The following is a 15,033-nucleotide window of genomic DNA, read 5'->3' on the forward strand; positions in this document are numbered from 1 at the left end:
ATGAATTAGGTGAGGCTTACTAAGGTAAGCCTCACCTAATGCCGTCTCGGGGGAGTGTCCGACAGAGGTGGCGTGGGACCCGTCCCCGACAGAGAGACCGTCACCGTGTCGCGCCTTCGCACCGCCCTCCTCGCCGCCGTCGCCGCGGCCCTCGTCCTCGCCGGCTGCACCACCGGTCCCAGCGGCGACTCCGCCTCTCCTGCCGGAACTGCAGCGGCAGGAGCCGGCGCCACGGGAGCCGACCCGACGGCATACCCCGTCACCCTGAAGGACGCCTTCGGCACGGCCACCATCACGAAGGAGCCGCAGCGGGTGGTGACCCTCGGCTGGTCCGACGCCGACCACGTGGCAGCGCTCGGCGTTGCCCCCGTCGGCGCCCCCAAGGTCACGTGGGGCGGCAACGCGAACCTCTCGACGGACTGGTTCGACGCGCAGCTGGCCACCTTCGGCGGCACCGCGCCGACACGTTTCGACGACACCGACGGCAACCCCGTCGAGGAGATCGCCCGGCTGCAGCCCGACCTCATCCTCGCGACGAACTCCGGCATCACGAAGGACGAGTACGACACGCTGAGCAAGCTCGCACCCGTCGTCGCCTATCCGGAGGTCGCCTACGGCACGCCGTGGCAGGACTCGCTCGAGACGACCGGGAAGGCACTCGGGCGCTCGAAGCAGGCGGCTGCCGTCGAGGCGAAGACCGTCGGGGCACTCGAGGCGGCCAGGGCGAGGTACCCGCAGCTCGCGGGCAAGACCTTCATCTACGGCTACGTCGCCCCGACCGACCTCTCGCAGATCGGCTTCTACACCCCGAGCGACCTCCGCCCGCAGATGCTGACCGCGCTCGGCATGAAGAACGCGCCGTTCGTCGAGGAACGGGCCAGGGGCTCCAAGGAGTTCTACCTCACGGTCAGCGCCGAGCGGGCCGCGACCCTCGAGGCCGACGTCTTCCTCACCTACATCACCGAGGACTCGGAGGTCGAGGTCATGACGAAGGACCCGCTCGTCGGCCAGGTGCCCGCGATCAGGGCCGGTGCGCTCGTCGCGACGAAGGACCAGAAGGTGGGCCTGACGATGAGCTCGCCGACGCCGCTGTCCATCCCGTACATGACCGAGCTGTTCGTGCCGCTCGTCGCGGCCGCGGCGGACAAGGCCGACGCCGCCCGATGAGCACCTCCCCGACGCTCGAACGGGAGGGCCCGGTGACGTCGCCCGGGGGCGGCGGCAGGGGATCCTCGGGTGCGCCCCGCCGCACGCCAGGGCTCGCCGCCCTCCTGGTCGCGCTGGCCGCCCTGCTCGTCGTGGCCGTCGTCACGTCGATCGTGCTGGGCTCCAAGGCGATTCCTCTCGGTGACGTCCTGCAGGTCCTCACGGGACACGGAGACGGCGTGGCCGATCGAGGCATCGTCGATGCCCGGGTCGCCCGGACGCTCGTGGGTGTCCTCGTCGGTGCGGCCCTCGCCGTCGCGGGCGCCGCGATGCAGGGACTCACCCGCAACCCTCTCGCGGACCCGGGCCTGCTCGGCGTCAATGCCGGCGCCGGACTCGCCGTCGTCGTGGCGATCGCCGTCTTCGGCGTCGGCTCGCTCAGCGGCTACGTCTGGTGGGCCATGGCTGGTGCGGGCCTGGCGGCAGTCCTCGTCCACGCGCTCGCCGGGCTCGCCGGCGGCGGCGTCACACCCCTGCGACTCACCCTCGCCGGGGCCGCCGTCACGGCCGGCCTCGCGAGCTGGTCGTCCGGGCTGCTCGTCTCGAGCAAGCAGTCCTTCGACTCCTTCCGCTTCTGGCAGGTGGGCACCATCGGGGGACGGGGGTTCGACCTCGTCGTCACCGTGCTGCCCTTCTTCGGCGTCGGGCTCGTCGTCGTCCTCCTCGCCGTCCGTCGGCTCAACGCCCTCGCGCTGGGTGACGACCTCGCCCGCGGCCTCGGCGAGAACGTCCTCCTCGCCCGCGCCACCGTCGCCGTCGGCGTCGCCGTCCTGTGTGGCGCCGCGACCGCCCTCGCGGGGCCGATCGGTTTCCTCGGCCTCGTCGTGCCCCATGTCGCCCGCTTCGTCGTCGGCCCCGACCACCGGAGGATCATCCCGGTCTGCCTCGTCGCGGGCCCGACCCTGCTGCTCGCCGCAGACACCGTCGGACGGCTCGTGGCGCAGCCGAGCGAGGTGCAGGCCGGCATCATGACCGCCGTCATCGGCGTGCCCGTCTTCGTCGTGCTCGTGCGCCGCGGACGGATGGCGAGCCTGTGACCGCCGACCTGCTCACCCACGCCGGGGCTCGCGCCGGTGCCCGTGACGTGACGGCCGTGGACTCGGTCGACGTCGCGCACGTCGTCCGGGCCCGCCGGCGTCCCGCGCGTCGCGTGCGGCTGGTCGTCGCGACTCTCGCCGTGGTTGCGCTCGCCGCAGTCCTCGTCCGCGTGCTCCTCGGCGACTACGTCGTCGCGCTCACCGACCTGCTGCCGATCCTCCGGGGCGAGACGCTGCCCGACGTCCCGGGCGCCTCCTTCATCGTCATGGAGGCCAAGCTGCCGCGTGCCCTGCTGGGGCTCCTCGCGGGTCTGGCGTTCGGGGCCTCCGGGGCGATGTTCCAGACCACCTTGCGCAACCCGCTGGCGAGCCCCGACATCATCGGCATCAGCCTCGGCGCGTCCGCCGCAGCGGTCATCGCCCTGACGTTCCTCGACGCGCAGGGCCTCTGGCTTCCGGCTGCTGCCCTGGTCGGCGCCGTGGCCGTCTGCCTGATCATGTATGCCGTGGGCCGGGGGGCCACGTTCGCCGGCCAGCGCATGGTGCTCGTCGGCATCGGCGTCGCCGCCCTGCTGTCCAGCGTCATCCAGCTCGTCATGACGCGCACCTCGATCCAGGACGCGCAGGCTGCCCTCGTCTGGCTCACCGGGAGCCTCGCGCGCGCGACGTGGCCGGTCATCGGGCTGCTCTCGGTCGCGACCGTCGTGCTCGCGCCGCTGCTCGCGGCGTGTGCGCGGTGGATGCGGCTCGCCGAGCTCGGCGACGACCTGTCGACGACGCTCGGGGCGCCCGCGGGTCGAGCTCGTCTCGGTCTCGTCGTCGCCGTGGCCCTCGCCGCCGTCGCGACGAGTGCGACCGGCCCCATCGCGTTCGTCGCCTTCCTGGCGGGGCCGACCGCGCGTCGGCTCTGCGGTGGCCGGCCCTCCCTGTGGGCGGCCGCCCTCGTCGGAGCGGTCGTCGTCGTGCTGTCGGACTTCGCCGGCGACTACCTCATCCCCGACGTCAACCTCCCCGTCGGGGTCGTCACGGGCGCCCTCGGGGCACCCCTCATGCTCGCGGTCGTCGTCACCGCGGGCCGAGCCGGAAAGGCCTGACATGACCTCCTCGACCCTGGCGCGCTCCACCGCGGACGGCGTCGCCGTGCGCGCACGGGGCCTGACGCTCTCCTACGACGGTCGGCGGGTCGTGGACCACCTCGACCTCGACGTGCCGGCCGGCAGGATCACCGTCGTCGTCGGGCCCAACGGCTGCGGCAAGTCGACCCTCCTGCGCGGGCTGTCACGTCTGTTGCGCCCCACCGAGGGCAGCGTCCACCTCGCCTCCGACGGCGCCCGAGACGACGTCTGGTCGCTGCGGCCCAGGGAGTTCGCCCGCCGCGTCGCGCTCCTCCCGCAGAGCCCGCCGGTGCCCGAGGGCATCAGCGTCGTCGACCTCGTCGGTCGCGGTCGACACCCGCACCACACCCTCGTCCGCCGGTGGTCGGGGGCCGACGACGAGGCCGTCGCCCGGGCCATGCGTGCGACCGGGACCCTCGAACTGGCCGAGCGACCGGTCGACGAGCTGTCCGGCGGCCAGCGGCAGCGCGTGTGGATCGCCCTGACCCTCGCCCAGGAGACCGACGTCGTGCTCCTCGACGAGCCCACGACCTACCTCGACCTCGCACACCAGGTCGACGTCCTCGACCTGCTGCGCGGCCTCAACCGCAGCCGGGGGACGACCGTCGTCATGGTCCTGCACGACCTCAACCTCGCGGCCCGCTACGCCGACCACGTCGTCGCCCTGCGCGACGGCCGTCTCGTCGGCAGCGGCGCGCCGGCGGATCTCGTCGACGAGGAGTTCGTGGCGCAGGTCTTCGGCCTCGGCAGCCGCGTCATCGCCGACCCCGTCACCGGTTCGCCGCTCGTCGTGCCCACCTCCACCCACCACCAGAGCGGACCCGCCCCGTGACCACGACCACCGTCAGCCCCGTCCTGCTCCTCACGGCGGTCGTCCGCCGGGTCGAGCGTCTCAGTCCGTCGTTCGTCCGAATCAGGTTCGGTGGCAGTGGTTTCGAGCACGTCGGCCCCGAGGGGCCGACGCTCGACCAGCGCATCAAGCTCCTCATCCCGGCACCGGGGCGCCCTGCTCCGAGCGCGCTCCTGCACCCCGAGGGGTGGTATGCCGCGTGGCTCGCGCTGCCCGAGGCCGACCGTGGGCACCTGCGCACCTACACGGCCCGTGCCGTCGAGGGGGAGGGGGACGACCGCCATCTCGTCGTCGACTTCGTCCTGCACGGTCACGGCCCGCGCGATGCAGCCGGCGCAGCTGCCGGTCCCGCCGGAACGTGGGCGGCGGGCGCCGCCGTCGGCGACGAGATCGGCCTGCTCGCGCCGCGCCGCGGTCAGGAACGCGCCTTCGGAGGCATCGAGTTCGACCCGGGGACGGCGAGGCGTCTCGTCCTCGTCGCCGATGAGACGGCGCTCCCCGCCCTCGCCTCGATCGTCGAGTCCCTGCCGGCGGGCACCCGGGGCGTGGCCGTCGTGGAGGTGCCCGACGCCACGGACTTCCTCGACGTCCGCTTCCCTCCCGGGATCGAGCGTCACTGGATCGCTCGCGGGACCCGACCGCGGGGTGAGCAGACCCTTGCCCTGCTGCGTGCGTGCCTGGGCCTGCAACCGGACGAGCGCGCCGTCGCGGACGTGGCGGGCCTCGGTCCTGGCGTCGACCTCGACGAGGACGTGTGGGAGACCCCGGTCCACAGCTCCTCGGGTGCCGAGATCACGACGGTGAGCAGCGCGCCGGTGCGGGCGGACGTCAGGGAGACGTACGCGTGGGTCGCCGGTGACTCCGACACGGTCAAGGCCTGTCGACGGCTCCTCGTGGGCGAGGGCGGCATGGACCGTCCGCAGGTGGCCTTCATGGGGTACTGGAAGCAGGGACGCGCCAGCTGAGCAGCGCCTTCTCCACCCCGCCCGGACGGCGCGTCGCGGCACGGCGCGCCGACCGGCATACGGCCGCTTGCGCTCGACGGGCCCGGGCAGGGGAGAATGCGCTGTGCGGCCACCGTCGTCCGCAGGTCGCCACGCCGTGGCGCCGCGGCGCTGCCGCGACCGAACGACGGAAGAAGGTCCATGGAGATCTGGCCGGGCAAGCCCTACCCACTCGGAGCGACGTACGACGGTTCGGGGGTCAACTTCGCCGTCTTCTCCGAGGTCGCCGAACGGATCGAGCTCTGCCTGCTCGACGACGACCTGAACGAGACGCGCCTCGACCTGCCCGAGACGGACGGCTTCGTGTGGCACGGCTACGTCCCCTACGTCCAGCCGGGGCAGCGCTACGGCTTCCGGGTGCACGGGCCCTACGACCCCGCGAACGGTCACCGGTGCAACCCGAGCAAGTTCCTGCTCGACCCGTACGCCAAGGCGATCGAGGGCCAGGCCGAGAACGACCAGTCGCTCTACTCGTACACCTTCGGCGACCCCAAGGCCGCGACGACGACGAAGATCAACACCGACGACAACGTGCGCCACACAATGCACTCGATCGTCATCAACCCGTTCTTCGACTGGGGCGACGACCGCCCGCCGCGCCACGAGTACCACGAGAGCATCATCTACGAGGCCCACGTCAAGGGCCTGACGATGCTCCACCCGGAGATCCCCGAGGAGATCCGCGGCACGTACGCCGGCATCTCGCACCCCGCGATGATCAAGCACCTGAGCGACCTGGGCATCACCGCCATCGAGCTCATGCCCGTCCACCAGTTCGTCCAGGACGCGCCGCTCGTCGACCGTGGCCTGTCGAACTACTGGGGCTACAACACCATCGGCTTCCTCGCGCCGCACAACGAGTACGCCGCCGGTGGGCAACGCGGCCAGCAGGTGCTCGAGTTCAAGGCGATGGTCAAGGCGCTGCACGCGGCGAACATCGAGGTCATCCTCGACGTCGTCTACAACCACACCGCCGAGGGCAACCACATGGGCCCGACGCTGGCGTTCCGCGGCCTCGACAACAACAGCTACTACCGCCTCGTCAGCGACGACCTCAGCCACTACTACGACACGACGGGCACCGGCAACAGCCTCCTCATGCGCAGCCCGCACGTGCTGCAGCTCATCATGGACTCGCTGCGCTACTGGGTCACCGAGATGCACGTCGACGGCTTCCGCTTCGACCTCGCCGCGACCCTGGCTCGCCAGTTCCACGAGGTCGACAAGCTGTCGGCCTTCTTCGACCTCATCCAGCAGGATCCGGTCGTCAGCCAGGTCAAGCTCATCGCCGAGCCATGGGACGTCGGCGAGGGCGGCTACCAGGTCGGCAACTTCCCGCCGCTCTGGACCGAGTGGAACGGCAAGTTCCGCGACACGGTGCGCGACTTCTGGCGCGGAGAGGGAGGCGCCCTCGGCGAGTTCGCCTCTCGTTTCACCGGATCCAGCGATCTCTACGAGCACTCGGGCCGCAAGCCGATCGCGTCGATCAACTTCGTGACGGCCCACGACGGCTTCACCCTGCGCGACCTCGTCTCCTACAACGACAAGCACAACGAGGCCAACGGCGAGGGCAACAACGACGGGGAGAGCCACAACCGTTCGTGGAACTGCGGCGTCGAGGGGCCCACCACCGACCCGGTCATCCGCGACCTGCGGCTGCGCCAGCAGCGCAACTTCCTCACGACCCTGCTCTTCTCGCAGGGCGTGCCGATGATGCTCCACGGTGACGAGCTCGGCCGCACCCAGGGCGGCAACAACAACGGCTACTGCCAGGACAACGACATCTCGTGGATCCAGTGGGTCCTCGACGAGGACGACCAGAAGCTGCTCGTCTTCACCCAGTCGCTCGTCAAGCTGCGGCGGGAGCACCCGGTGTTCCGGCGTCGCCGGTTCTTCGCCGGCAGCGCCGACCACGGCGGTGAGAGCGAGCTCGGTGACATCGCCTGGTTCACTCCGGAGGCGCAGCACATGGACGAGGAGGCCTGGAGCAACGGGCTCGCCAAGTCGCTCATGATCTTCCTCAACGGCTCGGCCATCCCCGAGCCGGACCCACGCGGGCAGCAGATCCTCGACGACTCGTTCCTCGTCATGTTCAACGCCCACGACGAGCCGCTGACCTTCACGCTGCCCGACGAGGAGTACGGCGCCGAGTGGATCCCGGTCATCGACACCGCCCTGCACGAGGTCGAGGCCAACCACCTCGACGCGACGTGGCAGATCCAGGTCCAGCCGCGCAGCATCGTCGTGCTGAGGTGCCCGCGCGAGATCGTCTCGCCCATCATCCCGGGCGTCACGGAGGAGGCCACCGCGTGAGGTATGCCAGCGCACCCGTCTCGACCCACCGGCTCCAGCTCGAGCCGGACTTCACCCTCGACGACGCGGTCGCGCAGGTGAGACACCTTGCGGCACTGGGGATCACGCACGTCTACCTGTCGCCGGTCCTGCAGGCCACCGTCGGCTCCAAGCACGGCTACGACGTCACCGACCACACGTCGGTGGCGGAGGGGCTCGGCGGTGACGCCGGCTTCGCCCGCCTCGTCGAGGCGGCCCACGAGGCCGGGCTCGGCGTCGTCGTCGACGTCGTGCCCAACCACATGACGACGCCGACGCCGCTCTCGCTCAACCGCCCGCTGTGGTCGGTGCTCCGCGAGGGCCGGCAGTCGGCATACGCCACGTGGTTCGACGTCGACTGGGACGCCCAGGACGGGCGCGTCCTCATGCCCGTGCTCGGCGCCCCGCTCGACGAGGTGCTGGCGGCAGGGGAGATCTCGGTCCGGACCCACGAGGGCGAGCCGGTCGTGACGTACTACGACCACGTCTTCCCGCTCGCGCCGGGCACTGACCCCGGGCTGCCGATCGGTGACCTGCTTGACGCGCAGCACTACCGCCTCGCGTCGTGGACCGTCGGCGACTCCGAGCTGAACTACCGCCGCTTCTTCGACGTCACGTCCCTCATCGCGGTGCGCGTCGAGGAGCCCGAGGTGTTCGACGCTACGCACGCCCTCCTCGTCGACGGGATCCGCTCCGGCGCCATCGACGGGCTGCGCATCGACCACCCGGACGGACTCGCCGACCCCGAGGGGTACCTCGAGCGGCTCGGTGACGCGACGGGCGACGCCTGGGTCGTCGTCGAGAAGATCCTCGAGGGTCACGAGCACCTTCCACATGCCTGGCGGACGGCCGGCACGACCGGTTACGACGCCCTGCTGCGCATCGGCGGGCTCTTCGTCGATCCCGCCGGGGCCGGGCCCCTCGACGACCTCTCGACCGAGCTGCTCGGGGAGCGGCAGGACCTGGGAGCGATCGTCACGCAGTCGAAGCGGTGGGTCGTGCAGGTCATGCTCGCCGCCGAGGTGAACCGGCTCATGCGTCTCGTCGCGCGTGCGCGGCCGGACCTCGACGAGGCCGCCGCGCGCGAGGTGCTCGAGGCGATGCTCGTCGGCATGGACCGCTACCGCGTCTACGTGCGGCCCGGAGCAGCTGCTGCGAGCGAGGACGCTGCCGAGCTGCGGGCGGCGGCGACGCGTGGTGCGGAGAGTGCGTCGGGTGCCCTGGCAGAGGCTGTCGTCGACGGACTCGTCGACCTCGCTCTCGGCGTGGGAGATTCGCAGGACGACGGGGCACGCGACGAGGTCGTCGTGCGCTTCCAGCAGACGTGCGGCCCGGCCATGGCCAAGGCGATCGAGGACACGGCGTACTACCGGTACGTCCGGCTTGTCGGGCTCAACGAGGTCGGCGGCGACCCGACGCAGGTAGGGGTGCCGACGGCGGACTTCCATCGTTTCGCCGAAGACCTGCTCGGTGAGTGGCCGCAGTCGATGACGACGCTCTCGACGCACGACACGAAGCGGTCCGAGGACGTGCGGGCGCGGCTCTTCGTGCTCGCGGAGCGGCCCGAGGCGTGGGCGACCTGGGTGCGTACGGCACGAGAGCTGGCGGCACCGGTCCGCGCCGAGGAGCTCGACGCGCTCACCGAGTACTTCCTCTGGCAGACCGTCGTCGGGGCGTGGCCGATCAGTGAGGAGCGCCTGCAGGCCTACGCGCTCAAGGCGATCCGCGAGTCGAAGCTGCACACGCGCTGGACCGAGCCGAACGAGGCCTACGAGTCGGCGGTCGAGCGGTTCGTCTCGGGCGTCGTCACGACGCCGGCCATCGTGGCGCACGTCGAGGCCTGGGTCGGCTCGACGGAGCGCGCGACGCGAGCCAACGTGCTCGGCCAGAAGCTCGTCCAGCTGACGATGCCGGGCGTGCCCGACGTCTACCAGGGCACCGACCTCGTCGACCTGTCGCTCGTCGACCCCGACAACCGGCGGCTCGTCGACTACGCCGACCGGCGAGACCGGCTCGCCCGGCTCGACGGCGGGGCGACGCCCGCGGACCTCGACGACGAGAAGCTGCTCGTCACGACGGCTGCCCTGCGCACGCGCCGTGAGTGGCCCGAGTGCTTCACGGGCGAGGACGCGACCTACGTCCCGGTCGAGACCGGCTCCGAGCACGTCGTCGCCTTCGGGCGGGGCACGGCTGAGGGACTCGGGACTGTCACCGTCGTGACCCGCCTCGCGGGTCGCCTCTCCGACGCGGGCGGCTTCGGGGACGCCGCCCTCGACCTCCCCGACGGCCGGTGGTCCGACGTCGTCTCCCCACGCACGTTCGACGGGGGCCCCACGCGTCTGGCCGACCTCATCGGCGACGAGGGCCTGCCCGTCGCGCTGCTCGTGCGGGTACGGGAAGAGTCATGACCTCCGACACCCTCACCGTCTGGGCCCCGTCGGCGTCCCGGGTCGACGTCGTCGTCTCGCGCGTCGACGGCTCGGGTGCGGAGCCGACCTCGGCGGCGCAGCGGCACGCCATGACCGCCGCCGACGGTGGCTGGTGGACGTGGGTGCGCTCCGACGACGCCACCCTCGACTACGCCTTCAGCATCGACGGCGGCGACGCCCGACCCGACCCGCGCAGCGCCTGGCTGCCACACGGCGTCCACGGCGCGAGTCGCACCTTCGACGCGGCGGCCCATGCCTGGGCCGACGGTGCGTGGCGCGGCACCCGTGACGGCCGTGGTGTCCTCGGCGGCGTCGTCTACGAGCTGCACATCGGGACGTTCACTCCGGAGGGCACCTTCGACGCGGCGATCGCCCACCTCGGGCACCTCGTCGAGCTCGGGGTCGACGTCGTCGAGGTCATGCCCGTCGCCGCCTTCGGAGGCACGCACGGCTGGGGCTACGACGGGGTCGCGCCGTATGCCGTCCAGCAGAGCTACGGCGGCCCGGCTGCGTTCCAGCGCTTCGTCGACGCGTGCCACGCGCGCGGCCTCGGCGTGTGCCTCGACGTCGTCTACAACCACCTCGGTCCGACCGGCAACTACCTCGCCGAGTTCGGGCCGTACTTCACCGACACCCACACGACACCGTGGGGTCCGGCCGTCAACCTCGACGCGGCCGGCAGCCACGAGGTGCGGCGCTGGGTCGTCGACAACGCCCTCCGGTGGTTCCGCGACTTCCACGTCGACGCACTCCGGCTCGACGCCGTGCACGAGCTGCGCGACGAGTCGGAGCCCCACATCCTCGCCCAGCTCTCCGACGAGACCGCCTCTCTCGCAAAGGAGCTCGGTCGGCCACTCGACCTCATCGCCGAGAGCGACCTCAACGACGCCGTCATGGTGATGCCCACGGCCGAGGGTGGTCGTGGCATGACGGCCCAGTGGGACGACGACATCCACCACGCCCTCCACGTCGCGCTGACCGGCGAGACGCAGGGTTACTACGCCGACTTCGCCGGCGGCAACGAGGCCTGGCCCGAGGGCGGGCCCATCTCGGTGCTGGCCAAGACGCTCACCGACGCCTTCCTGCACGACGGTCGGGTCTCCACCTTCCGGGGTGAGGTCTGGGGTGCACGGGTCGACCCGGAGACGCGGTCGGGGCACGAGTTCCTCGCCTACCTGCAGACCCACGACCAGGTGGGCAACCGCGCGACGGGCGACCGCATCAGCGACCAGGTCTCGCCCGGGCAGCAGGCGATCGGCGCCGCCCTCTACCTGCTCTCACCGTTCACGGCCATGGTCTTCATGGGCGAGGAGTGGCGCGCGAGCACTCCCTTTGCGTTCTTCACCTCGTTCGAGGAGGAGTGGCTGGCCGACGCCGTGCGTTCCGGCCGGCGTAGCGAGTTCGCCGCCCACGGGTGGGACGAGGCCGACGTCCCGGACCCGCAGGACCCCGCCACCCGGGCGCACAGCGTGCTCGACTGGAGCGAGCCGAACGCGCCGGGACACAACGAGATGCTCCACTTCTACCGGGAGCTCATCAAGGTGCGGCGCACGCAGCCGGATGTCGCCTCCGGTGACCTGCGTGCCACGACGGTGACCTTCGACGAGACGGCCCGCTGGATGATCATGTCGCGCGGGTCGGTGCACGTGGTGGCCAACCTCGCAGGCCGCGCCGGCGTCGTTCCGTTCGCCGGCGAGGTCGAGCACGTGCTCGCCTCGTGGGGGCGGTCGCCGATCGTCGACTCGCACGGTGTCAGCCTCGACGGCCACGACGTCGCCGTCCTGCGCACGACTCCCTGACCTCACCCGGGTCGAGCGGCGCCGTCGGTCGCCGCGCCCGCACCAGGGATCTGCGTCACGACTCCTTGACGCGGACCATGCCCTCCTGGGCAGTCGTGGCGACGAGAGTGCCGTCCTGGCTGAAGATCTCACCGATCGACAGGCCGCGACCGCTCACGGCCGACGGAGACTGCTGGGCGTAGAGCAGCCACTCGTCGAGGCGCACGTCGCGGTGGAACCACATCGAGTGGTCGAGGCTGGCGACCCGCAGGCGGCGGTCGGTCCAGACGAGACCGTGCCGGCGCAGCACGGGCTCGAGGAGCGAGTAGTCGCTCGAGTAGGCCAGGACCGCAGCGTGCAGCAGTGGGTCGTCCGGCAGCCGGTCGATGGCGCGCATCCACACGTGGTTCGTCGCGACCTGCTCGGGCCCGGCGTCGAGGAACATGTTGCTCTCGACGGGTCGCAGCTCGATGGGCCGGGACTCGGCGATGTGCCGGGCGCCGGGGTGGTCGACGCCCCGGAACGCGTCGGCGAGGGAGGTGAGCCCATCGGGTCCGGCGACCTGTGGCATCGCGTTCTGGTGGTCGAGACCCCCGGCGCGCTCCTGGAAGGAGCACACCATCGACATGATCGGCGCACCCTTCTGCACGGCATGGACCCGGCGGGTCGAGAAGGAGTTGCCGTCACGCATCTCCTCCACGGCGAAGCGGATGGGCAGCGTGTCGTCGCCGGGACGCATGAAGTAGCCGTGCAGCGAGTGGATCGGCCGCGCGCCGTCGCCGTCGTTGAGGTCACGCACCGTGATGCCGGCGGCCATGACGCACTGGGCGAGGACCTGACCACCGAAGACGCGCCCGTGGGGCATCTTCTGGGAGCGCCCCTCGAAGACCCGCGCGGACGATGCGCCGATGGACTCCGCGGCGTCACGTCCACGGACGTCGGTGACGGCGATGTGCGCCGTGCCGACGTCACGGAGGGTCAGCACCTCGATGAGGTCCTCGAGTGGGGGCAGCGGGCGCGGTTCGGCGGGGGCGTCGGCACTCACAGGTCGACCCTAGTGGCCCCGGACGACTGCTCGCTGCGGCCCGCGACCCGCGTCACCCTTCCATCGCCAGGGCCATCGGCAGAACGGCCGGCGCACCGGCCTCGCGCAGCAGCCCGGCACAGACCGTGAGCGTCCACCGCGAGTCGCTGACGTCGTCGAGCAGCAGCACCGGACCCGGGACGCCACTGAGCGACGCCGCGAGCTCGGGGCCGACGGCGAGCCGACCCCACACGTTGGCGAGGCGGAAGGCGCTGTTGCCGCCCGGCTCGCCGACGGGGCCGCCCTCGACGAGGTCGAGCGCACCGAGGTAGGGCAGCCGTCCGAGCTGTCCGAGGCCGGTGGCCAGGGACTCGACGAGCAGCGGGCGCCGACGCGACGGCACGGAGACGATGGCCGCCGGCCGCTCCTGCCAGCCCCATCCGGCGAGCACGTCGACGCAGGCGCGGACGACCTCAGCGGGGACCTCTCGGTCCTCACCGCGCAGCAGCTCTCGGAGCCGCTGACCCCATCCGAGGTCGCTGAGGCGGGCGACGGCGCGGCCCTCCTGCATCGACACCGATGGTGCGATCTTGCCCTTGAGCGGGACGCCCAGGCGGTCCATGCCCGACGGCCACTGCGCGCGGGACTCGAGGACGACGCCGGGCCGCTCGAGGCGCGCACGGGCGGTGTTGACGGCGGCCTCGGGGATCGTCGTGTCGAACCAGGGGTCGGTGCACCGGTCGCACCGGCCACAGGGCTCGGCGGAGTCGTCGTCGAGGGTCTGCTGGAGGAAGGCCATGCGGCAGCGGTCGGTGCGTTCGTAGTCGACCATGAGCTGCTGCTCACGCTCACGCGCCTCGGTGACGCGCCCATAGCGTTCGGCGTCGTAGGTCCACGGCTCGCCGGTGGCGGTCCATCCACCGGGCACGCGGTGCACGGCGCCGTCGACGTCGAGGACCTTGAGGAGCAGCTCGAGGCGCGTGCGGCGGACGTCGACGATGGACTCGAGGGCGACCGTCGACAGGGCTCGCGGGGACTCGGACAGGGCGCGCACGACGGCATCGGCCTGGTCCTGCTTGGGCATGGACGCGGACGCGAAGTAGCGCCAGATGTCCTTGTCCTCCGGCCCCGGCATGAGCAGGACGTCGGCGCGCTCCGTGGCGCGGCCGGCTCGCCCGACCTGCTGGTAGTACGCGACGGGTGACGACGGGGCCCCGAGGTGCAGGACGAAGCCCAGGTCGGGCTTGTCGAAGCCCATGCCGAGGGCCGAGGTGGCGACGAGGGCCTTGACCTCGTTGTCGCGCAGCGCCTCCTCGAGACGGATCCGCTCGGAGGGCTCGGTACGGCCCGTGTAGGCGGCGACCTTGTGGCCGGCCTCGCGCAGCGCGACCGCCACGTCCTCGGCGGCGGCCACCGTCAGGGCGTAGACGATGCCCGACCCCTGGAGCTCGCCCAGGTGGGCGATGAGCCACGCGAGACGCTGCTCGGGGGCGGCGAGCGGCAGCACCCCGAGCCGCAGCGACGCCCGGGCCAGGGGACCGCGCAGGGTCAGGACGTCACGGCCACCGGCGCCGAGCTGCTCGACGACGTCGGTGACGACGCGCGCGTTGGCCGTGGCCGTCGTGGCCAGGACCGGAGTGCGCTCGGGCAGCGTGAGAAGCAGGTCGCGGATGCGACGGTAGTCGGGACGGAAGTCGTGGCCCCAGTCGCTGATGCAGTGCGCCTCGTCGACGACGAGCAGCCCGCACGACTCGGCGAGGGCCGGTAGCTGCTCGTCGCGGAACCGGGGGTTGTTGAGGCGCTCGGGGCTGACGAGCAGCACGTCGACCTCGCCGCGGGCGAGGGCGCCGGACACGGCGCCCCACTCGTCGGCGTTCGTCGAGTTGAGGGTCACGGCCTTGATGCCGGCGCGCTCAGCGGCGGCGATCTGGTCGCGCATGAGCGCGAGGAGCGGGCTGACGATGACGGTCGGCCCGGCGCCCTCGGCGCGGCGCAGCGCGGTGGACACGAAGTAGACGGCGGACTTGCCCCAGCCGGTGCGCTGCACGACGAGCACGCGCCGACGACCGGCGACGAGCTCGTTCACCGCCTCGAGCTGCCCGTCGCGGAAGTCGACGTCGTCCCGCCCGACGAGCCGCCGCAGCGCGGTCGTCGCCCGCTCGCGCAGGGCGGGGTCGACGTCGGCAACGGGGGGAGCGGCGGGGGGTGACGTCATGGCACCCAACCTACGTGTCCCCGCCGACCGGGCCGACCGGCATA

Annotated in this window: 10 protein-coding genes; 8 read left to right on the forward strand and 2 right to left on the reverse strand. The window is 71.9% G+C overall.

Annotated features, from left to right (window positions below):
- The first annotated feature begins 105 nt into the window (after positions 1-105).
- The 8 genes from H283_RS0115705 to treZ all read left to right on the forward strand — a co-directional run bounded on the left by H283_RS0115705 (position 106) and on the right by treZ (position 11,771).
- Positions 106-1,167 carry an iron-siderophore ABC transporter substrate-binding protein gene (locus tag H283_RS0115705; protein ID WP_156023236.1) on the forward strand — a complete coding sequence of 354 codons (1,062 nt, stop codon included), beginning with the start codon at positions 106-108 and terminating at the stop codon, positions 1,165-1,167.
- On the forward strand, positions 1,164-2,243 hold the full coding sequence (locus tag H283_RS0115710) for an iron ABC transporter permease (RefSeq protein ID WP_020144481.1): 1,080 nt from the start codon (positions 1,164-1,166) through the stop codon (positions 2,241-2,243). Before H283_RS0115705 ends, H283_RS0115710 begins: the two co-directional genes overlap by 4 nt.
- A complete protein-coding gene (locus tag H283_RS0115715) occupies positions 2,240-3,337 on the forward strand; it encodes an iron chelate uptake ABC transporter family permease subunit (RefSeq protein ID WP_020144482.1) in 1,098 nt (365 codons plus the stop codon). The genes H283_RS0115710 and H283_RS0115715 overlap by 4 nt, the downstream gene beginning before the upstream one ends.
- Before the next feature lies 1 nt (position 3,338).
- Complete coding sequence (locus tag H283_RS0115720; RefSeq protein ID WP_020144483.1) at positions 3,339-4,190, forward strand: ABC transporter ATP-binding protein; 852 nt, start codon at positions 3,339-3,341, stop codon at positions 4,188-4,190.
- Positions 4,187-5,173 (forward strand): siderophore-interacting protein, encoded by a 987-nt coding sequence (locus tag H283_RS0115725; RefSeq protein ID WP_020144484.1) that lies wholly within the window; start codon positions 4,187-4,189, stop codon positions 5,171-5,173. Before H283_RS0115720 ends, H283_RS0115725 begins: the two co-directional genes overlap by 4 nt.
- Before the next feature lie 180 nt (positions 5,174-5,353).
- The gene (glgX, locus tag H283_RS0115730; RefSeq protein ID WP_020144485.1) at positions 5,354-7,525 is read left to right on the forward strand and encodes a glycogen debranching protein GlgX; all 2,172 of its coding nucleotides are present in this window, start codon (positions 5,354-5,356) and stop codon (positions 7,523-7,525) included.
- Entirely contained in the window at positions 7,522-9,951 is a 2,430-nt protein-coding gene (gene treY, locus H283_RS0115735; RefSeq protein WP_020144486.1) for a malto-oligosyltrehalose synthase, read from the forward strand. The genes glgX and treY overlap by 4 nt, the downstream gene beginning before the upstream one ends.
- On the forward strand, positions 9,948-11,771 hold the full coding sequence (gene treZ, locus H283_RS0115740) for a malto-oligosyltrehalose trehalohydrolase (RefSeq protein ID WP_020144487.1): 1,824 nt from the start codon (positions 9,948-9,950) through the stop codon (positions 11,769-11,771). The genes treY and treZ overlap by 4 nt, the downstream gene beginning before the upstream one ends.
- Before the next feature lie 55 nt (positions 11,772-11,826).
- On the opposite strand, the gene H283_RS0115745 is transcribed toward treZ, so the two are convergent.
- Together H283_RS0115745 and H283_RS0115750 are read right to left on the reverse strand one after the other, a co-directional pair.
- Entirely contained in the window at positions 11,827-12,795 is a 969-nt protein-coding gene (locus tag H283_RS0115745) for an acyl-CoA thioesterase II (RefSeq protein WP_020144488.1), read from the reverse strand.
- A gap of 52 nt (positions 12,796-12,847) precedes the next feature.
- Complete coding sequence (locus H283_RS0115750) at positions 12,848-14,989, reverse strand: RecQ family ATP-dependent DNA helicase (protein ID WP_020144489.1); 2,142 nt, start codon at positions 14,987-14,989, stop codon at positions 12,848-12,850.
- Positions 14,990-15,033: the final 44 nt, after the last annotated feature.

Source organism: Terracoccus sp. 273MFTsu3.1, assembly GCF_000383675.1.
Classification (GTDB): domain Bacteria; phylum Actinomycetota; class Actinomycetes; order Actinomycetales; family Dermatophilaceae; genus Terrabacter.